Here is a 20,489-nt window from a genome sequence, read left to right as displayed (position 1 = left end):
TAGCTGCTGTACATACAACCGATATGTATGACGGTAGTGAGGTGTGCTTGGTTCGCATATAAACGGACTGGCCACCGTCCAGAACAATAAAAAATGCGGGAACCGTGTATACGGCCCCGCATTTTTTTATTTATTTTGAGATAGATGTTTTTCCCTGTACGCGCCCGGGCTCACACCTGTCCATTCCTTGAACGCATGGTTGAAGGCGCTTTGCTCCTGATATCCAAGCAGGAAGGCAATGTCTGCCAGGCTGAAGCCAGTTTGCTGCAAATAATCAGTGGCCATGTCTTTTCTGGTTTGATCCAGAATTTGCTGGAAGCTGAAGCCTGCTTCGCTCAATTTACGCTGCAGTGTACGCTGGCTCAATAATAACTCTTGCGCAATCAGGGGCAATCTTGCCTGGTCTTGCGCTAAAGTATTGCAGATAGCGGCTCGGACCTGGGCAACGATGCCGCCATCTTGTTGTGCCCGCTGTTTTTGCTTGAGTAGTTGCTCAGCATGAAGTTGCAAGACAGGGTACATACTGACATCGGCATTGGGCACGGGCCAACTCAGCAAAGCAGTTGGAAAGCGGGCACAGTTGAGCTTTGCGTCAAAATGGACTTCCTTGCCAAACAAACGATGATGTTCGCGTAAATCATCTGGCGCAGCATGCCTGAAATAAACTGGTGCATCAGGCAAGGTGGTGCCAGCAAACCAGTTGCCAAAAACGCGTATACCTGCGAACACGCTTTCCACCAGGTGCCTGTTTGCTTGTGGGAACTGGCTATGCCATTGATATTCCGTGATCTCATTATTGACGACCAAGGCCGAGCGCCCAAGATCATGGGCCAGGACTTCATAGCGCATGGTTTGCTGGAAAGCCTGTTCAAAGTCCCGGCAGCTCATGAGTATCATGCCATACACATTATAGGTGCCTAGTTTGACTCTTTCGCCTACATGCAAACCAAACTGCGGGTCATGGCTGAGTTCTGCGCCAGCATCAAGCAAATGTACGTAGTCGGTTGCGGCTATGCTTTCTTGCCGCATGCTCAGTGCATCATCAGCCATGCCTGCCTTGGCTGCCAGCGTGTGTAAATTCACACCACGCTCATTCACCAGTTCAAGCAAGGGTTGCAGGTAGGCTGCAGCCACCCGTCCAGCGTTGCGGCTGCCTGCGACTGAACCTGTATGTGAATTTGGCATATTAAAACAAGAACCTTGTCATGAAAGCGCAATACCTGAAGATGACACTTGATTAAGCTGTAAGTCAATTGGTGAGTATACAAGTTTGAGCTTAATTCAGGGACAGAAAAAAATGCGACGTTGGAATGGTTGGGGTGATGACAGTATTACTTATGCGATCAATGCAGATGCTTTGGCGTTTTTGCAAACACGTATAGGGCAGAGCTTGCCGCCAACTGATGTAGAACTGGATCAGGTATGCAGTCAGGTGCCAGTCAGTCGTTTGCCAGCAAATGACTTGATAGACACGGCTGCTCTGGGACGTGTCAGGCATAGCCTGGGCCAGAGTCTGCCGGATTGGTTGAAAATGCGTTTTGGCAAGATCAGTCACTTTCCTGATGGCGTGGCTTACCCTGAAAGTGCTGAGGATGTGCGCGGCTTGCTGGATTATGCCGCGCTCCATGATATAGCCTTGATACCTTATGGTGGTGGTACCAGCGTGGTCGGGCACCTGGCTGTAACTGAGGGTGCGCGGCCGGTCTTGTCAGTAGACATGTCACGCATGTCGCAATTGCTGAATCTGGATAAAGAGGCGCAACTGGCAACTTTTGGTGCAGGTGTCTTTGGTCCCGATCTGGAAGCACAATTGCGTGCCCTCGGCTATACGCTGGGGCATTTCCCGCAATCTTTTGAATACTCGACTTTGGGTGGCTGGGTGGTCACGCGTTCGTCCGGTCAGCAGTCTCTACGTTATGGCAGGATAGAACAATTGCTGGCCGGTGCCAGGATAGAGACACCGGCCGGGCGCCTGGATATACAAACCTTCCCGGCATCCGCTGCAGGGCCAGACTTGCGCGAGATCTTGCTGGGTTCAGAGGGGCGCATGGGGATACTGACTGACGTCACCGTACGCATTACGCCTTTGCCCGCATGTGAAGAATTCCATGCGGTGTTTTTCCCGGATTGGGATGCTGCTCAAACTGCGGTCAGGACTATCGCCCAGGCTAAACTCGGTTTATCAATGTTGCGGCTGTCAAATGCAACTGAAACCCTGACCAGCCTGGCATTGGCAGGCCACAAGAAGCTGATAGGTTTGCTGGAATGCTATCTGCGCTTGCGCGATTGTGATGAGGGTAAATGCCTGTTACTGATAGGCGCAAGTGGCGAAAAATCCCAGGTACGTCATGCCGTCAGGTCTGCATTGAAAATCTCTAGCCTATATAAAGGTGTAAGCGTAGGCAAGACTATGGGTGAGAAATGGAAGCAGGGGCGTTTCAGGAATGTCTACCTGCGCAATAGCGCTTGGCAGCAAGGTTATGCAATAGACACGGTAGAGACTGCCTGTGACTGGCCCAAGGTCAAGACCATGATGCTGGGTATGGAAGAGGCAGGCAAAGTCGCCATGGATAATGAAAATGAGCAGGTACATGCTTATACGCATTTGTCTCATTTATATGGGCAAGGCGCCAGCGTCTACTCCACCTTTGTATATCGCCTGACTGGTGATTATGAACAGGACCATGCACGCTGGCGTAAGCTCAAGTCTGCCGTGTCGGCTGCCATTGTTGCCAATGGTGGCACGATCAGTCACCAGCATGGCGTGGGTAGCGATCATGCACCTTACCTGCAAGCAGAAAAAGGCAGCCTGGGGATATCCAGCATGCGCCACTTGTTCAGGCACTTTGATCCGCAAGGCATCATGAATCCAGGTAAATTATTACCCGCAGAAGATAGTAAGCTATGAAGTGGCCCAGCTCACGTGCTGACTTGCTGAGCATGCTTGCTGAGAATAAGCAAACATGGGATATCATCGTTATCGGTGGCGGCATCACTGGCGCAGGGATTTTACTGGAAGCTGCCAGGCGAGGGCTCAAGGTTTTGCTGGTTGAGCAAAAGGATTTCGCCTGGGGTACATCGAGTCGCTCATCCAAACTTGTGCATGGTGGCCTGCGTTATATCAAGGAAGGTAAATTTTTCCTGACCAGGGATTCTGTACGTGAAAGGCAGCAATTGATGCAGTCTGCCGCGGGTTTGGTGGAACCGCAGAGTTTTGCCTTTGCCGATTATCAAGGGCGCAAGCCTGGGCGCTGGCTGTTTGCAGTGGGTTTGATCATCTATGATTTTCTGGCTGGTTTGCGTGGCAAGCATTATTTTTCGGCGCAGGATTTCCAGATGCTGGCACCGCATATACCTGCGGCTGATTTGAAAGGTGGTTCATGCTATCTGGATGCCAAGACTGACGATGCTCGGCTGGTGCTCAGGGTTTTACAAGAAGCACGTGGAGCTGGTGCGACCGCCTTGAATTATCTTGCCGTAACAAGGCTCGTTTATGAAGATGGACAGGCCAGTGCTGTGGTTTTGCAAGATGCACTGAATGAGCAAAGCTATCAGGTCAAGGCAAAAGTCATCATCAATGCAACAGGTGCCTGGGCAGATGGCTTGCGTCAGCAACAGGGGGCGAGCGCAAGATTGCGCCCCTTGCGTGGCAGCCACTTGTTATTTCCAAGCTGGCGCTTGCCAGTGGCGCAGGCAGTTAGCCTTATGCATCCGCGCGATGGTCGCCCGGTATTCGTCTATCCCTGGGAAGGCGTCAGCCTGGTCGGGACCACCGATGTTGATCATGGTGCTGACATGCAAAAAGAGGTAGCGATCACTCCAGAAGAAGTTGCTTATTTGATGGAAGCCATGGATTTTCAATTCCCGCAATTGCAGCTCAAGCAGGAAGACGTCATTGCCAGCTATGCAGGTATCAGACCTGTGATCGATACTGGCAAGGCTGATCCATCCAAGGAGGGGCGTGATCATGCTATATGGCTGGAAAAAGGCTTGCTGACAGTTACTGGCGGTAAGTTAACGACTTTCAGGCTGATAGCGCAAGATGCCTTGAAACACATCAGCCATTTATTCCCTGATCATCAGCCTGATCCTAAAGTGAGCAAGCTGTTTGCCCAGCCAGCAGATTTGTCGCAAGAGTATCAACTCAATCAGACACAAAAATCCCGGTTGCAAGGTCATTATGGCGAATCTGCCGCTGAAATTGTCAAGATAGCCCAAGCCGGGGAGTTGAATACTATACCGGGGACATTGACCATGTGGGTCGAATTACGCTGGGCAGCCCGTAGCGAAGCGGTCGAGCACCTGGAAGACTTGTTGTTACGCCGCACCCGCCTGGGCTTGTTGTTGCGCCAGGGTGGACTGGCTTTGTTGCCACGTATCAGGGCAATCTGCCAGCCTGAATTACAATGGACCGACGAGCGTTGGAAAAATGAACAGGCAAGCTATCTGCAATTGTGGAACAGGTATTATGCTTTGCCATCGTCCCAACGCCAGCCTGAATAATCACGAGAAATAATCCATGTCCAAACAATATATTCTCTCCATAGACAATGGCACCCAAAGCGTCCGGGCTATCCTGTTTGATTTACGCGGCAATATCGTCGCGAAATCTCAGGTTCATCTGGAAGCTTATTTCTCAGATCATCCTGGCTGGGCAGAGCATCACCCTGAAGATTACTGGCAGGCAGTGTGCACAGCCTGCCAGCGTTTATGGAATGAACATGGGATTTCACCAGCTACAGTGCATGGTGTGGCCGTGACCACGCAACGTGGCACCATGATTAATCTGGATAAGCAGGGCCAGCCTTTGCGCCCGGCCATCACCTGGCTGGATCAAAGGCGTACCGTCATAGTTCCACCCGTCAATTCCTTGTGGATGACCGCCTTCAAACTGGCAGGTGTTGCCAGCACCATCAATTTTTTCCGTGGTGAGGCAGAAGCCAACTGGATCAAGGCACATCAACCCGATATCTGGGAGAAGACGGATAAATACCTGATGTTGTCTGGCTATCTGAATTACCGCCTGTGCGGCAATTTTATTGATTCCATAGGTTCGCAAGTTGGTTATTTGCCCTTTGATTACAAGGGTTTGAAATGGGCAGGCAAGCTGGACTGGAAATGGCAGGCTTTGGCGGTAAAAGCAAAATCCTTGCCTGAACTGGTGCCGCCAGGCACAGTGATGGGCCACATCAACCAGGCGGCTGAGGCAGCGACCGGTATATTGGCAGGCACACCTTTGCTGGCGGCGGCGGCGGATAAAGCTTGCGAAGTGATAGGAGCGGGCTGCCAGCAGCCTAATATTGGCTGTCTCAGTTATGGCACGACGGCCACGATTAACACGACCAGCAAAAAATATCTGGAAGTGACTCCCTTCATACCGCCTTATCCGGCGGCGATCCCCGGTTCCTATAGTACTGAGGTACAAATATTCCGTGGTTACTGGATGGTGAACTGGTTCAAGGAGCAGTTTGGTCACCATGAAAAACTACAAGCAGCAGAGCAGGGCGTATTACCAGAGGCCTTGTTTGATGAACTGGTGAACGCCGTACCGCCAGGTTCCATGGGCTTGATGTTGCAACCTTACTGGTCGCCCGGCATCAAGGTGCCAGGCGCAGAAGCCAAGGGAGCTATTATTGGTTTTGGTGATGTGCATACGCGTGCCCATATGTATCGTGCCATCCTGGAAGGGCTCGCTTACGCTCTGCGTGAAGGTAAAGAGCGCATAGAAAAACGCAGTGGTGTTGCCATCACTGAGTTGCGTATTTCCGGTGGCGGCTCACAAAGTGACGCTGCCATGCAACTGACTGCAGATATCTTTGGTTTGCCGACTTCACGTCCACATATCTATGAAACCTCGGGTCTTGGCGCTGCCATAGATGCGGCGGTGGGCTTGGGTCTGCATGCAAATTTCGATGTGGCCATCAAGGAAATGACGCGCATAGGAAAAACCTTTGAACCGATCACCCATCATCACCAGATCTACAATGAACTGTATCACCGCGTCTATCAAAAGATGTATGCGCGTCTGCAGCCCTTATATAAAGAGATACAGCAAATTACTGGTTATCCGAAAATGCATTGATACTGCATGATAATGCTAGGCCTGCTATGATCACCAGCATGACGACACTGATCCTCTTGCCTGGCATGGATGGCACAGGCACACTATATGAGCCCATGCGCAAAGCACTAGATGCAAAATGCAAGTTAACAGTGCTTAGCTACCCGACAGATCAAGCGCTGGGTTATGCAGAACTACAAGCCCTGGTTACAGCACAGTTACCAATTGATGAAGACTATATTTTGACTGGTGAGTCATTCTCAGGCCCTATTGCCATATCTATCGCAGCAACCCAGCCCCCAGGCTTGAAAGCATTGATACTTTGTGCGACTTTTGCGCGCAATCCCTATCCTTTGCTGGCAGCGTCCAAATATATATTGCCATATTTGCCTGGCAGGCTGCCACCTTTAAGCCTGCTCAGCCATTTACTCCTGGGACGTTTTTCCAGCAAGGAATTGCGCGAGCAGTTGGCTAACGCCTTGGCACAAGTGCAAGCGGCCTGTCTTAAAGCACGCCTTCGTGCGGTGCTTGCTTGTGATGTGCGGGACAAACTCCCTGCCATCAAAGTGCCTGTCCTTTATCTGCAAGCCACCCGTGACAGGCTGATACCTTTATCTGCGCTAACTCAAATCCGCAGCCAAATACCTGATATGAAAATCTGTCTATACGAGGCACCGCATTTTTTATTGCAAACAAGAGCAGAGGCAGTTGTCAGGGATGTTCTAGGATTTATTGCCGAGCGTCAATCGCGATAGTCAAGAGTACGCTCTGATGCTTATAATGTTAGGCATGAACACTAGCTCTATATCGCCAGCTCAAGCCAATTCCAAGCCGAATGCCCATATTTATCAGGCTGAATATGCAAGACGCCTGAATCGTGTCCTTGATCATATAGACCAGCATCTGGATGCTTCATTGGAACTGGAACAATTGGCAGAAATAGCCCATTTCTCCCGCTTCCATTTTCATCGGGTATTTGCTGCCTGGATGGGCGAGACCCTGGGTGATTATGCGCGCAGGCGTCGTCTGGAAACTGCAGCCTGGCGATTGTGTTGTGATATGCAGGCTTCGATACTCGATATTGCCCTGGCTTGTGGATTTGCTTCTGGTGAAGCATTTGCGCGTGCATTTAAAATCCGCTTTGATTGCACCCCTAGTCAATGGCGCACAACTAGGGATGAGCGCAGGTTGGCTTGTTGCTTATCAACGTTATATGGGACCTTATGGTACAGGCGTTACAAAGTTCTGGGCCAATAAAGTGGCGCCCTAGATGCAAGCGCATGGTTTGCAAAATCAAATCTGTTATGGCATAGGCCACGATGATCCCAGCGTCACTGCGGCTGATAAATGTCGTTATGACGCCTGTATCACAGCACCAGAAAATTTTTCTCCTGGTACGCAGGCAAATATCAAGACTTTGCCTGGTGGTGCCTATGCTGTTGCAAAATTCAAGGGGCCAGCAACTGACATCAATGACGCTTGGATGTTGCTGATGCGTGAATATCTGCCAGCCAGTGGCATGTAATGTGATGACAGGCCATGTTTTGAACAATTCTCAGCGAATTCTGCTCTGGATACTCAGACAGGAATGTTTTCTTGCTTGCTGTGTGTACCAGTCAAAGCGCTGTAATAACCAGGGATGACCAGGCTTAATTTATTTCATCGTAGCTTGAATTAATCCAGCAATACCGAGCCATCGGGACCCCATTTTACTTTGGTGATCCCTGGCTCGGTTTCTTCCAGTCGTTTTAATTCTTGTTCCTGGGGTGACATCATGCCGCGTTGTACCCGCAATTCATCTGCCAGTTTCTGGTCTTCCATGATTTGCTGACGGCGTACTGCCGCCAGTTGTATGGTTTCCAGCAATTCTTCCTGGTTCCATGGCTTTGCTATATAGCGGAACACTTCTGCATCGTTGATCGCACCTAGTATGGTCTTGAATTCGGCTGAGGCGCTTAGCATGAGGCGTATGGCACCTGGCTGCATTTCCTTGGCGATGGCCAGAAACTGTATGCCATTCATGCCAGGCATGTGATAGTCAGAGACGATAAAATCGAAGGGCGTATCACTCAGGCGTTGTATTGCTTCTTGAGGGACATTAAACAATTCCATCGTCATTTCCAAGTCTTTTGCTATGCCTTTCAGGCTTCTTTGCAAGGCCAGCAAGACATTCTGTTCGTCATCCAGCAATAAGATTCTATACATTATTTTCTCCTGTTACTGTGTACACGTATGATCAATTTAGCACCTGCGGGATGCTCGAACAATGCCAATTTGTCGATGACATGCTGGTCAAGAACATAGTCGGCTGGTAAGAGCAGCATGCCTTCTTTGGAAATAACATCAGCAGAAAGTATCATACCTGCTTGTAATTGTCCGATACCAATTTCTCTATCGTCAATGTCGTCAGCCTGATTACTGATAATTTGTTTGAATGCTGCGACGACTTTTTCATCATAGCGATTGCCGGCGCCGCGTATGATCAAGGCCTGGGCATCTTCCATATGTACACGTTTTTGAACTAGGCTGCCATTTTGCAGATTGTCATAATCGCTAGTCAGTGACAATATGCGCGCGCCTATGGGGATACTCTCACCGACCAGGCCGTCGGGGAAGCCCCGGCCATCAAAGCGCTCATGCTGGGCGCGGATAATCTTTGCTGCGCCTTGCAAGTCTTGCAGCGGCATTAATAATTGTTCTGCTCTTAAGGTGTGCTTGTGAAATAGCCCTAGCTGTTCGCCATTCATTTGATTGACAGGCGTTGCTAATAATTCATCTGAAAAACCAATTTTCCCTATATCAGCCAATAAGGCCGCGACGAAAATTTCCTGTGCTTCACGCGTATCCAGATTGAGTTTTTTTGCTATTTTCCTGGACAGATCGGCCACTCGCCTGGAATGCCCAACCAGCTTATCACCACGCATTTCTATGACATTGGAAAATACCTTGATCGACGTCAGGAAATTGCTTTTCAATTTATCATTGGCTTGTAGCAGGGATGAATGGGCTTTTTTTAAATCTGCGGTACGTTCATCGACCTTGATTTCGAGACTGGCATTCAAGGACTTCAGTTCTTCGTTTTGACGCAGGGTTAATTCTTCCAGGCGTTTCTTTTCTATCTCCAGCGCCTTGCGTTCCAGCGCCTGTTTGACGACAAGTACGATATCATTGTCATTCCAGGGTTTGGTGATATAGCGATAGATTTCGCCACGATTGATGGCATCGATGGTTGATTGTATATCAGCATAGCCGGTCAACAGAAGGCGTATGGTATTGGGCCAGCGGTCTTTGACATGGGCCAGGAATACGGCGCCGTCCATGACTGGCATGCGCATGTCTGAAATAACCAGATCGATGCTTTCTTTCTCTAATATGTCCAGACCTTCCTGGCCACCGTTGGCAATGAAGATTTTATAAGAGTGTTGTCTGAATAACCTGCGCAATGAAGAAAGGATGTTCGGCTCATCATCCACGAAAAGCAATACAGGCATATCTGTTGAGACTGACTCTGCACTCATTTGTTGTCACCGTCATCCTCTATGGATTGGTCTACGTGCTTGATGGGTAAGCTGATGAGAAAACTCGTTCCTTTGCCAATTTCGCTATTGACTGTGATTTTGCCATGATGTTTTTGTATGATGCCATAAGACAGCGAAAGTCCCAAACCGGTGCCTTTACCTATTGATTTAGTGGTGAAGAAAGGATCAAATATACGGTTGATAATTTCTTTTGGTATGCCGCTACCGTTATCAGCCACTTCAATAAATACATACTCATCGTCGCAACTGGTGCGTATGGTGATCTTGCCGCGCTCCGTTGTAATAGCATGCGATGCATTCACTACCAGGTTCATGACGACTTGATTGATTTGTGATGCCAGGCATTCTACGTCGGGGATCTTGCCATATTCCTTGATCACTTCAGCCTTGTACTTGATCTCGTTATTGACGATATTGAGAGTCGAATCTATTCCTACATGAATATTTGCCCACTGCCATTCTTGTTGCGAGTCAATGCGAGAGAAGTCCTTCAAATCCTGGACGATTTTGCGCACTCTTTCTATACCTTCGCGCGACTGCTGTACAAGTTCAGGAATGTCTTCCTTGAGGAAAGATAATTCCTTTTCTTCTTTTATTTCGCTTAGTTCGCTCTTGATGCTGACGGATGCAATATGTTGTTCGGCAGATTCATAGGCCTGAATGATTGTGAACAAGTCTTTGATGTAGTTTTCCAAGGTGGAAAAATTGGAAAAGATATAACCTATAGGATTATTAATTTCATGCGCAACACCGGCAGCAAGTTGGCCTATTGAGGCCAGTTTTTCAGACTGAAGTAACTGTTCCTGCGCCATCGATAATTTAGCATTGAGTTCAGTGAGTTCAGTGTTTCTGCGTAGCAATTCGCTTTCTATGGACTCTCTTTGCTTGATATCGGCTTCCAGTTTACTATTTGTTTCAGCCAGTTGCAGAGTACGTTTCTTGACCAGGTTTTCCAGGTTGCTATGGGCTTGGCGCAGGGCATTTTCTGCATCATAGCGCTCGGTGATATCTTCCAATGTCTCTATCGCACCAACAACTTTCCCATCCTTGTTATGTAGGGGTGCTGCAGTAAAATGCAGCCAGAGACCGTGTTCATGCAAGTCGGGGAAAAAGTCTATAGCTTCGTAGGCACCATGTATCAATTGGGATTGAGAGAATTTATTGTGATAAAACTTGTGGACAACGATGTCATCATGGCCCGACAAAACCAGGTCAGCTAATATGGGGCGATTGTCACGATAAAATGGTTTCCACTGATTGCGGGTTGAGATCATGCTGGCAGCCGAGTAACCCAGAACAAATTCACAAGCCTTGTTCCAATGCGTGATGACATGATTGGAATCGATGACAAAGGTTGGTACAGGGCTACTGTCTAGAAATTGTGCGAGTTCTATTCCCATCTTATTGAGTAGGGGCGTGTCTGTTTTTAATTTGTCTTGTTCTGCATGGAAAACAGGATTTTGGACATCACTAACCTCTGTCACGGATGCTGGTGCGTCCATATCCTCCGACAAGGAAAATTCTTTGTTCATTATTTCACCTGATCTCTGATGTAATACATAGATGTCATTCTCTTTTAGTCTGATCTATGAATAATGTTTAATTTGCAGTCGTGCACACTTATTCAGTGTCGATTACGATCGTCAATGAGCATGACAATTTTCCCGGTTGATTTATGTTTTTCACCCAAATTTTTCCATTGTGCATTAAATAATTGGCCGTACACCTGCACTGGAAACCAAAGTCCTTCTGAAACAGTACGTATTCCCAAACCTGCGTCAGGTATCAGGTATTCGATCTGGCAACCAAGCTCCAGTTTGGATGTAGGGATGATTTTTTCTGCCGAGTTATTGATAAACACCACCATGTCTTCATCATCAACTGCGATAATCGGTAAAGGAACATATTGCAGTACTTCACGTACTATGCTCAGGCTAAGCTCATCACGGCTGATTTGTTTTTGTTTTTGCTCTAGCATGTCAGCCAATTGTTTATTGGCGCTGATCAGTTCCTGATTGGTTGTTTGTACTTGCAGAGTTAGACGCCGGTTCTCGTCTTCCATTTCTTTATAGTGGAAGGCTTCGCGGATATTGGCGCGTATTAATTCGTCATCCCAGGGTTTGGTCAGGAACTTATAAATGGCACCTTCATTGATGGCATCAGTAATGTATTGCAGTTCGGTATAGCCAGAGAGAATTATGCGGACCGTTTCAGGGTAGAGTTTTTTCGCATTGCGTAGAAATTCTACACCCGTCATCAAAGGCATGCGTTGATCGGAAATGATGACATCAACTCTGTTTTTTTCCAGAATTTCCAAGCCTTCGTGGCCACCGCTCGCTGTTAATATCCGGTACTCATCTCTGCGCAGCAGGCGCTTGAGAGCATTCAGTATATTTGGTTCGTCATCAACCAGGAGCAAACTACGATCAGGTTTGCCCATGCGTAGCAAATGCTTGTCCAGTATTTGACTATCTTTCAAAAATTGTTTCAATTGCTCAGAGCTCAAGGGTTTGGAATAGAAATGCCCCTGTACCTGATCACACATGTTTTCACTCAGGAACTTGCATTGCGCCTCTGTTTCCACACCTTCTGCGATTACTTTGATACCCAGGCTATGCGCCATGGAAATGACCGCTCTGGTGATGGACACGTCATCGGGGTTATGTGGCAGCTCCTGAACAAAGGAGCGGTCCACTTTGACATAATCAAATGGGAAATGCTTTAGATAACTAAGGGCTGAATATCCTGTCCCAAAATCATCGAGAGCAAGCACATAACCCTGTTTTTTGAAGTCACTGAATGTCTGATCTATGCTTTCACTGCGGTACATCAAGACGCTTTCTGTTATTTCCAGAGAGATTTTTTCTGCATTGACGCAGGCCGTTGCCAGTAGTTCAGACAGGCGATTGACAAAGCCTCTGTCCTGCAATTGTATGGGCGAAATATTTATGGCGACGCAAGGGGGGATCAAACCCGCCATATCCCAATCAACGATGTCTTTGCAAACTTGCTTGATGACCCAATCACCGAGACGGACGATAAGCTCAGAATTTTCTGCCACGGGAATCAAGACGGAAGGTGGGATCAGACCATGAGTAGGGTGAGACCAGCGCAAAAGAGCTTCTACTCCAGCCAATTGACCAGTTTGCAAGTCGGCTTTGGGCTGATAGTGCAAATGTAGCTCATTGGCATCAATTGCAGCTTGAAGCTCTGTTTCTATATCGATTCTGTCTAGCGCTACCGTATTCATTTGAATGGGTTCCGTGTTGACTACATGGGTTGGCTTTCTACAGCATTATTTTCCTGTCGCAAAGGTAGCCAGATAGTAAAGCAAGTACCTTTCCCCAGCACGCTGTGGACTTCAATCTTTCCTCCATGTTTCTTGACTATGCCATAGGAAAGCGAGAGTCCTAGCCCCGTCCCGCTACCTACAGGTTTGGTTGTGAAAAAAGGTTCAAAGATACGATTTAAATTTTCTGGTGGAATGCCTGCGCCAGTATCGAGCACCTTAATCCAGGCCATACTCATGTCACATCCCGTACTTATTTTGATCATGCCGTTTTCCTTGATGGCATGCGAGGCGTTCACCAGCAAGTTCATCACAACCTGATTGATTTGCGAAATAATGCATTTCACTGGCGGTAGCTGGCCGTATTCTTTAACAATATTTGCCTTGTATTTGATTTCGTTGATGACAATATTGAGAGTGCTGTCTATGCCATGATGTATATCCGCTTCTTGCCAATCAGTTTCGCCCACATGTGAGAAGTCTTTAAGCGATTGCACGATGTCTTTGACGCGCTTGAGACCATCCATGGATTCACGCACCAGATCCTGTATATCTTCTTTTAAAAAATCGAGATCGGCACTTTCCCGGAGTTCGTCTACCTTTTCAAGCGCGATTGCAGGCGTTTGTTGGCGTATCAGATCTTCATACTGTTTGATGACATCAAATAATTTATCTACATAGCTCCTCAGGCTACCTATATTCGAGTTGATAAAGCCTATGGGGTTATTGATCTCATGTGCAATGCCTGCTGCGAGCTGGCCGACAGAAGCCATTTTCTCTGATTGCAATAATTGTTCATGGGCTTCTTGCAATTTCTTGATCAAAAGCTGTTGTTCTTCACCCTTCTTGAACAAGCTTGCTTCCATTTCCTTGCGCTTGGTGATGTCGGTTAAAGAACCAACGACCTCAACGGGATTGCCGTCTTTGTCGCGTATCAGCCTCAGCATGTCATGCATCCAAACATATTGTCCGCTACGGCTCTTGAAGCGATATTCGTAGGTTCTTTCACCTTCAGTAAATAGTTTTGCAATGCTTGAGAAAATTTCAGGGACGTCTTCTGGATGTATGTGTTCAAACCAGAAATTGGGATCTGCGACCATTTCATCAGGGTGATAGCCCAATACATGGTGGGCATTGTTGCTGACAAAAGTCATTTTGAAATCACCTGTAGGTACGCTGCTATAGATGATGGCTGGCGTATTATCGATCAGGTATTGCAACCGAGCGTCTGTAGAGATGCCAGTAGCTGTAGCGGGCTGAGTAGTCTCGCCCGTAACTGGAGGTAGAACGCTGAATTCATCAAACTGATTCACCATGACCGCCGCAGGAAAAAATGGAAGTATTGTTTTTTTTAAATTCCCTTATGTCTATATATTAGAGCAATAAGTAATTGAATTGCTATTTTTTTCAAAAGGGAAGGATAGATAGTGATGCAGTTTACTTGCATTTATTATTTTATTTTATTGAAATTTTAGCAAAAATGTGGTGTGTGGCTAAGATGATGGCCATTAAATTCAATGAAAACAGGGACTTATTTCAAACTCAAGCAAGATTTTATGGCGCTCGAATTTATTGCTGGCGGGTGGCATTTTTGAAACGTCTTGCTGTCCAGGTTTTTCAGTAAGGATTAAATTGCAAGAAGTAATATTTTTTGCACAATTTAGGAGCAGCATTGCACTAAAAGGCAGAGTTTATTTTTGCAAAATATTGCAATTAGGCAATTCTCACCAAATTGTTTCAGTATTTTGTAAAAAACATGCATTGAAATAGTTTTGTATTCCTTCCATATCAGAATTGTTTAGCTCAAGTATTCCTGCATATTTTGTTTCATATTCTAATGACAGTGCTGGCTGTCAACAATAGACTCAAGTAAATACATAAGCTGGCATGCTATCTGCTATCTCCAGGGTGGAAGTTCGGTTTTTCTTTCCATGACCTCACCACTATCAGGAGAAAACATGTCACGTCGTACTGTTTTGAAAGCAACTGCTGTTGCCGCAATGACTCTGGCCGCTTCCGGCTGGCTCACACAGGCACAAGCCGCCGATACCATCAAGGTCGGCATTCTGCATTCCCTGTCTGGCACTATGGCAATCTCGGAGACATCGCTCAAAGATGTAGCCTTGATGACGATAGATGAAATCAATGCCAGCGGTGGTGTCATGGGCAAAAAACTGGAGGCGGTGATCGTGGACCCGGCCTCCAACTGGCCGCTGTTTGCCGAAAAAGCTCGCCAACTGGTGTCGCAAGACAAAGTATCCGTGGTGTTTGGTTGCTGGACATCGGTGTCGCGTAAATCTGTACTGCCAGTCTTCAAGGAACTCAATAGCCTGCTGTTTTACCCGGTGCAGTATGAAGGTGAAGAGCTGGAGAAGAACGTTTTCTACACTGGTGCTGCGCCTAATCAGCAAGCTATTCCTGCGACCGAATACCTGATGTCGAAAGAGGGCGGTGGTGCCAAGCGTTTTGTCTTGCTGGGCACTGATTATGTATATCCACGCACGACCAATAAAATCCTGCGCGCCTTCTTGCATAGCAAAGGTGTCAAGGATACTGACATCGATGAAGTGTATACCCCGTTCGGTCACTCTGATTACCAGACCATTGTTGCCAATATCAAGAAATTTGCTGCAGGTGGCAAGACTGCGGTTATCTCTACCATCAATGGTGACTCCAACGTCCCATTCTATAAGGAGCTTGGTAATGCTGGCCTGAAGGCTACGGATGTACCTGTCGTCGCATTCTCGGTCGGTGAAGAAGAATTGCGCGGTGTCGATACCAAGCCATTGGTCGGTCATCTGGCCGCCTGGAATTACTTCCAGTCTGTGAAGAACCCAGTGAATACTGAATTCATCAAAAAATGGAAAGATTATGCAGCCGCAAAAAAACTGCCGAATGCCGCAACAGTGGTGACCAATGACCCTATGGAAGCGACTTATGTAGGCATGTATATGTGGAAGCAGGCTGTTGAAAAAGCCAAGTCCACAGATACCGATAAGGTTATTGCTGCCATGGGCGGGCAAACTTTCAAGGCGCCATCCGGTTTTGAATTAACGATGGATAAAACCAATCATCACCTGCACAAGCCAGTCATGATAGGTGAGATCAAGGCTGATGGCCAGTTCAGCGTAGTCTACAAAACCAAGACACCTATCCGTGCGCAACCATGGAGCCCTTATATCCCAGGCAATGAAGGTAAACAGAAACTGTAATTCAAGGAGTGTTTAAGTATTGATGCAGACACTCAGGGTCTTTCACATATTGATGGCCCTGAGTACTGTTCCGGATTTTCCATCCCTGACCTGGTTGCCTATGATATTTCGTAAAATCTGCGCGAGCATAGTCTTGTTCGTGTTCAGCCTGACAGCGCATGCGGCTATCGACGGCAAGCTCCTACAGGCGCTGGCGGGTGATGATCCTGATGCGCGTATTACCGCCGTCAATACCATTGCGACCCTCGGTAATGAAGAGGCTGTGGAAGTATTGACTGCACTGAAAAATGAACAATTGTTTGCCAGGGACGTCGCTGTTTACCTGGTCGATGGTGCGCAGGTCAGAGACCTCAGCACCGGGAAAATGCAAAAGCTGCCTGATGATGCAGAGGCAATCACCATCAATAACCGCCTGCGTGCTGCGCTGGATAGTGCGCTGTCAGGTTTGAGATTATTTTCACCAGACAAAAATACCCGCCTCGTCGCAGCCACTGCGCTGGAAAAAGAAGCAACGCCAGAACAATTACCCTTACTGAATAAAGCCTATCTGAAAGAAAACGATAGCGAAATCAAGTCGCGCCTGCAAATGCTGATTGCCACCGCCAATTTACAGGCCAGTGACCCGGTGGTGCGCAAGGCGGCTGTCAAGGCTTTGCTGGATAGCCCCAACCCCAACTTAAAACCAGTACTGCAAAAGATGCTGGCACAAAATCCCGATGGTAGTTACAACGAAACCGATGCCAGCATACGCCTGGAGGCGGCCAATACCCTGAATGCCATTGATGGCCGCCTGGCGCGCATGGAATTTGTTGGCAATCTGTTTTATGGCGTCTCACTGGGTAGCGTACTGTTGCTGGCTGCACTGGGCCTGGCAATCACCTTTGGCCTGATGGGCATCATCAATATGGCGCATGGCGAATTGCTGATGATAGGCGCTTACACTACCTATGTCTGCCAGATGTTGTTCCGCAAATTCATTCCTGGTGCTGTCGATGCTTATTTGTTGCTGGCTCTGCCTGCGGCTTTCCTGGTTTCTGCCGCCGTTGGTATTTTGCTGGAAAGAACAGTCATACGCTGGTTATATGGCCGTCCGCTGGAAACCCTGTTATGCACCTGGGGCATCAGCCTGATCTTGATGCAGGCAGTGCGCTCTATTTTTGGTGCGCAAAATGTCGAAGTTGCCAATCCTTCCTGGATGTCAGGCGGTATCACGGTGCTGGGTTCGCTGGTGCTGTCTTATAACCGCATCATCATTATCTTTTTTGCGCTGTTTGTGGTACTGGCAGTCTGGCTGATCTTGAACAAGACACGTCTGGGCTTGTTCGTGCGTGCCGTTACACAAAATCGCCGCATGGCTGATTGTGTAGGGGTCGCAACCGGCAAGATAGATATGCTGACTTTTGGCCTGGGTTCTGGCATAGCAGGTCTGGGTGGTGTGGCTTTGTCGCAGTTGGGTAATGTAGGCCCTGACCTCGGGCAAAATTATATCGTTGATTCTTTCATGGTCGTCGTCCTGGGTGGAGTAGGGCAGTTGGCTGGTACCGTGATTGCGGCTTTTGGCCTGGGCGAAGTGAATAAATTTCTGGAGCCTGTAGCCGGGGCTGTTATGGCCAAGATCGTCATTCTGGTATTCATCATCATTTTCATACAACGCAGACCGCAAGGCTTGTTTGCGCTCAAAGGCAGGAGTGTGGAATGAGTGCGATTACGACAATTGCAATAGCAAAGGGGCTGTTTTCCAGACCTGCATGGACAGGCATATTGGTGTGTGCGGTGATTGCAGTATTGCTGCCTATTCTTAACCTGAGTTTTCCTGCGGGTCATACCCTGCATATTTCCAGCTACACGATTGCCCTGGTTGGCAAATTCATGTGCTATGCCCTGGCTGCGCTGGCACTTGATCTGGTCTGGGGTTATACCGGCATTCTGTCTTTGGGACACGGGGTATTCTTTGCACTGGGTGCCTATGCACATGGCATGTATCTGATGCGTGCGATTGGCCGGGACGGTGTCTATCAAAGCAACCTGCCAGACTTCATGGTTTTCCTGGACTGGAAAACCTATCCCTGGTATTGGTCCATGACAGACAGCTTCTGGTATTGCATGGCGCTGGTGGTACTAGTGCCTGGGGTGTTGGCTTTTATCTTTGGTTTCTTTGCCTTTCGCTCACGCATTAAGGGTGTGTATTTTTCTATCATCACTCAAGCCATGACGTTTGCCTTCATGCTGCTGTTTTTCCGTAATAACACGGGCTTTGGCGGTAATAATGGCTTTACCGACTTCAAGCGCATTCTGGGTTTTACCATCACCGCACCTGTTACCAAGGCAGCCTTGTACCTGATCACTTTGCTGATCTTGCTATCAGCCTTGTTCCTGTGCCGCTGGATAGTTACTTCCAAGTTGGGGCGCGTACTACAGGCCGTGCGCGATTCTGAATCGCGACTGATGTTCATCGGTTACAACCCTCTGTGGTTCAAGCTGTTTGTCTGGACGCTGTCTGCCATACTCTGCGGCATTGCTGGTGCGCTGTATGTACCGCAAGTTGGTATCATCAACCCGTCTGAAATGTCACCTGCCAATTCCATAGAAATGGTGATCTGGGCCGCAGTCGGTGGGCGCGGTACTTTGCTGGGTCCCATCATTGGTGCTTTTACTGTCAATGGTCTCAAAAGCTGGTTTACTGCGGCTTTTCCCGATTTGTGGCTGTATGCACTGGGCTTGCTGTTTATCCTGGTGACCTTGTTCATGCAACAGGGCGTACTGGGTCTGGTGAGCAAGTTCAAAAAACAGCGGGAGCCAGCATGACTTCTTACATGGTGAGTGGCGTCTTGCGGCCAGGGCAGCAGTACGAGAGTGCTACTGGTGACCAGGGCGTGTCTTATGGTCGCATCAAACCAGAGGGCGTAGATACCACCCATGGCGCGATTCTCTACCTGGAAGACATCGTGGTTTCATTTGATGGTTTCAAGGCTATCAATAAGCTGAACCTGGATATTTCGGTGGGCGAACTGCGTTGCATTATCGGCCCCAATGGCGCTGGCAAAACCACGATGATGGATGTGATCACTGGCAAAACCCGGCCCACATCCGGCACTGCATTCTTTGGCCAGACCATGGACCTGACACGCATGAGCGAAGTCGATATTGCCCATGCTGGCATAGGTCGCAAGTTCCAGCGACCGACCGTGTTTGAGCAGCACAGTGTGTTCGAAAATCTTGAGCTGGCCATGAAAATGGACAAGCGTGTCAAGACCACCCTGTTTGCCCGCTTGAACAGCGAACAAAAAGACAAGATCGCCACCATCCTGCAATTGATACGCCTGGATGGGCAAGAACAAAGGCAGGCTGGCTTGTTATCGCATGGCCAAAAGCAGTGGCTGGAGATAGGCATGCTGCTGATACAGGAACCGCAATTGATCTTGCTCGATGAGCCAGTGGCTGGCATGTCAGATGCCGAGACTGCACGCACTGCTGAATTGCTCAATGAACTGCGCGGCAAGCATTCCATCATGGTGGTTGAACATGATATGGGTTTCGTCACTGAAATTGCGCAACAGGGCAAAGTCACAGTATTGCATGAGGGATCTGTACTTGCCGAGGGCACAATGGCGCAGGTACAGGCTGATGAACGCGTCATTGAAGTTTACCTAGGACGCTAATGAAAGCCAAGCATGCTTGAAGTCAAACAATTACATCAGCATTACGGTTCCAGCCACACCTTGCGTGGCATTTCACTGTCACTGAAAAAAGGTGAATGCATGGCCTTGCTGGGCCGTAATGGTGTTGGTAAAACCAGCTTGCTGAAATGCCTGATGGGTGTCTTGCCCGTTACTGAAGGCACGGTCAGCTTTGAAGGTCGCGACATCAACAAGCTCTCTCCACATGACAGGGCCAGGGCCGGGATAGCCTATGTGCCACAAGGGCGCGAGATTTTTGCACGCCTTACCGTGGAAGAAAATCTGCTCATGGGCATGGCCAGCCTGCCTGCACGCAAGGCAGGCAAAATCAAGGATGAGGTATATCAGTTGTTCCCGGTATTGAAAGAAATGCTGCACAGGCGAGGTGGTGATTTATCTGGCGGCCAGCAGCAACAGCTTGCCATTGCCCGCGCTTTGCTGGCTGAACCCAAGCTCATCATCCTGGATGAACCTACTGAAGGCATACAGCCATCCATCATCAAGGATATAGGTCGCGTCATCCGCCTGCTGCGTGAGCGGGGCGACATAGGCATCTTGCTGTGCGAGCAGTATTTCGATTTTGCCCGCGAACTGGCAGATCATTTTGTCGTGTTGTCGCGCGGCGAAGTGGTGGCCTATGGCGGCCAGGAGTTGATGGACGGTGATGACGTCAAGCGGCATCTGGCGGTATAGTGCAGTCTTTACCTATCG

17 protein-coding genes are annotated in these 20,489 nt (G+C 48.4%); 11 read left to right on the top strand and 6 right to left on the bottom strand.

Translation table 11 applies throughout. From position 1 onward, the window contains the following. Nucleotides 1-126: 126 nt before the first annotated feature. Nucleotides 127-1,185: an AraC family transcriptional regulator gene (locus tag ACO0LC_RS05285; RefSeq protein ID WP_423001342.1), complete on the bottom strand. Its 1,059-nt coding sequence runs from the start codon at nt 1,183-1,185 to the stop codon at nt 127-129. A gap of 112 nt (nt 1,186-1,297) precedes the next feature. Between ACO0LC_RS05285 and ACO0LC_RS05280 the strand changes: the two genes are divergently transcribed. From ACO0LC_RS05280 to ACO0LC_RS05255, 6 genes are read left to right on the top strand one after another with little or no spacing between them, the layout of a single operon-like run. After that, on the top strand, nt 1,298-2,908 hold the full coding sequence (locus tag ACO0LC_RS05280; protein ID WP_423001340.1) for an FAD-binding oxidoreductase: 1,611 nt from the start codon (nt 1,298-1,300) through the stop codon (nt 2,906-2,908). Continuing rightward, the gene (locus ACO0LC_RS05275; protein ID WP_423001338.1) at nt 2,905-4,503 is read left to right on the top strand and encodes a glycerol-3-phosphate dehydrogenase/oxidase; all 1,599 of its coding nucleotides are present in this window, start codon (nt 2,905-2,907) and stop codon (nt 4,501-4,503) included. The genes ACO0LC_RS05280 and ACO0LC_RS05275 overlap by 4 nt, the downstream gene beginning before the upstream one ends. Before the next feature lie 16 nt (nt 4,504-4,519). Then, nucleotides 4,520-6,082 carry an FGGY-family carbohydrate kinase gene (locus ACO0LC_RS05270; protein ID WP_423001336.1) on the top strand — a complete coding sequence of 521 codons (1,563 nt, stop codon included), beginning with the start codon at nt 4,520-4,522 and terminating at the stop codon, nt 6,080-6,082. A gap of 38 nt (nt 6,083-6,120) precedes the next feature. Next, nucleotides 6,121-6,816 (top strand): alpha/beta fold hydrolase, encoded by a 696-nt coding sequence (locus ACO0LC_RS05265; RefSeq protein WP_423001334.1) that lies wholly within the window; start codon nt 6,121-6,123, stop codon nt 6,814-6,816. 34 nt (nt 6,817-6,850) lie between these two features. Continuing rightward, nucleotides 6,851-7,318 (top strand): helix-turn-helix domain-containing protein, encoded by a 468-nt coding sequence (locus tag ACO0LC_RS05260; protein ID WP_423001332.1) that lies wholly within the window; start codon nt 6,851-6,853, stop codon nt 7,316-7,318. Between the two features lie 13 nt (nt 7,319-7,331). After that, entirely contained in the window at nt 7,332-7,586 is a 255-nt protein-coding gene (locus ACO0LC_RS05255) for an AraC family transcriptional regulator (RefSeq protein WP_423001330.1), read from the top strand. Nucleotides 7,587-7,735: 149 nt separating this feature from the next. On the opposite strand, the gene ACO0LC_RS05250 is transcribed toward ACO0LC_RS05255, so the two are convergent. The 5 genes from ACO0LC_RS05250 to ACO0LC_RS05230 all read right to left on the bottom strand — a co-directional run bounded on the left by ACO0LC_RS05250 (nt 7,736) and on the right by ACO0LC_RS05230 (nt 14,205). Further along, complete coding sequence (locus ACO0LC_RS05250) at nt 7,736-8,266, bottom strand: response regulator (protein ID WP_423001327.1); 531 nt, start codon at nt 8,264-8,266, stop codon at nt 7,736-7,738. Further along, complete coding sequence (locus tag ACO0LC_RS05245) at nt 8,266-9,552, bottom strand: HD domain-containing phosphohydrolase (protein WP_423001325.1); 1,287 nt, start codon at nt 9,550-9,552, stop codon at nt 8,266-8,268. The genes ACO0LC_RS05250 and ACO0LC_RS05245 overlap by 1 nt, the downstream gene beginning before the upstream one ends. A 23-nt stretch (nt 9,553-9,575) precedes the next feature. Then, nucleotides 9,576-11,132, bottom strand: a complete 1,557-nt coding sequence (locus ACO0LC_RS05240) for an ATP-binding protein (protein WP_423001323.1) — start codon at nt 11,130-11,132, stop codon at nt 9,576-9,578. A gap of 92 nt (nt 11,133-11,224) precedes the next feature. Beyond that, nucleotides 11,225-12,850 carry an EAL domain-containing protein gene (locus ACO0LC_RS05235; protein WP_423001321.1) on the bottom strand — a complete coding sequence of 542 codons (1,626 nt, stop codon included), beginning with the start codon at nt 12,848-12,850 and terminating at the stop codon, nt 11,225-11,227. Between the two features lie 20 nt (nt 12,851-12,870). Then, complete coding sequence (locus ACO0LC_RS05230) at nt 12,871-14,205, bottom strand: ATP-binding protein (protein ID WP_423001319.1); 1,335 nt, start codon at nt 14,203-14,205, stop codon at nt 12,871-12,873. 642 nt (nt 14,206-14,847) lie between these two features. Between ACO0LC_RS05230 and urtA the strand changes: the two genes are divergently transcribed. The 5 genes from urtA (at nt 14,848) to urtE (ending at nt 20,471) form a co-directional block, all read left to right on the top strand. Further along, complete coding sequence (gene urtA, locus ACO0LC_RS05225) at nt 14,848-16,101, top strand: urea ABC transporter substrate-binding protein (RefSeq protein WP_423001317.1); 1,254 nt, start codon at nt 14,848-14,850, stop codon at nt 16,099-16,101. 100 nt (nt 16,102-16,201) lie between these two features. After that, complete coding sequence (urtB, locus tag ACO0LC_RS05220; protein WP_423001315.1) at nt 16,202-17,800, top strand: urea ABC transporter permease subunit UrtB; 1,599 nt, start codon at nt 16,202-16,204, stop codon at nt 17,798-17,800. Further along, nucleotides 17,797-18,906, top strand: coding sequence for an urea ABC transporter permease subunit UrtC (gene urtC, locus ACO0LC_RS05215; RefSeq protein ID WP_423001313.1), 1,110 nt, complete (start codon nt 17,797-17,799; stop codon nt 18,904-18,906). The genes urtB and urtC overlap by 4 nt, the downstream gene beginning before the upstream one ends. An 8-nt stretch (nt 18,907-18,914) precedes the next feature. Beyond that, complete coding sequence (gene urtD, locus ACO0LC_RS05210) at nt 18,915-19,760, top strand: urea ABC transporter ATP-binding protein UrtD (protein ID WP_423001791.1); 846 nt, start codon at nt 18,915-18,917, stop codon at nt 19,758-19,760. Nucleotides 19,761-19,772: 12 nt separating this feature from the next. After that, nucleotides 19,773-20,471 carry an urea ABC transporter ATP-binding subunit UrtE gene (gene urtE, locus ACO0LC_RS05205; protein ID WP_162058805.1) on the top strand — a complete coding sequence of 233 codons (699 nt, stop codon included), beginning with the start codon at nt 19,773-19,775 and terminating at the stop codon, nt 20,469-20,471. The last annotated feature ends 18 nt before the right edge of the window (nt 20,472-20,489 follow it).

It is taken from the genome of Undibacterium sp. JH2W, from assembly GCF_049340425.1.
Lineage (GTDB): Bacteria > Pseudomonadota > Gammaproteobacteria > Burkholderiales > Burkholderiaceae_D > Undibacterium.
Note: the sequence above shows the minus strand (reverse complement) of the source record. Positions and strands in the feature narration are given on the sequence as shown.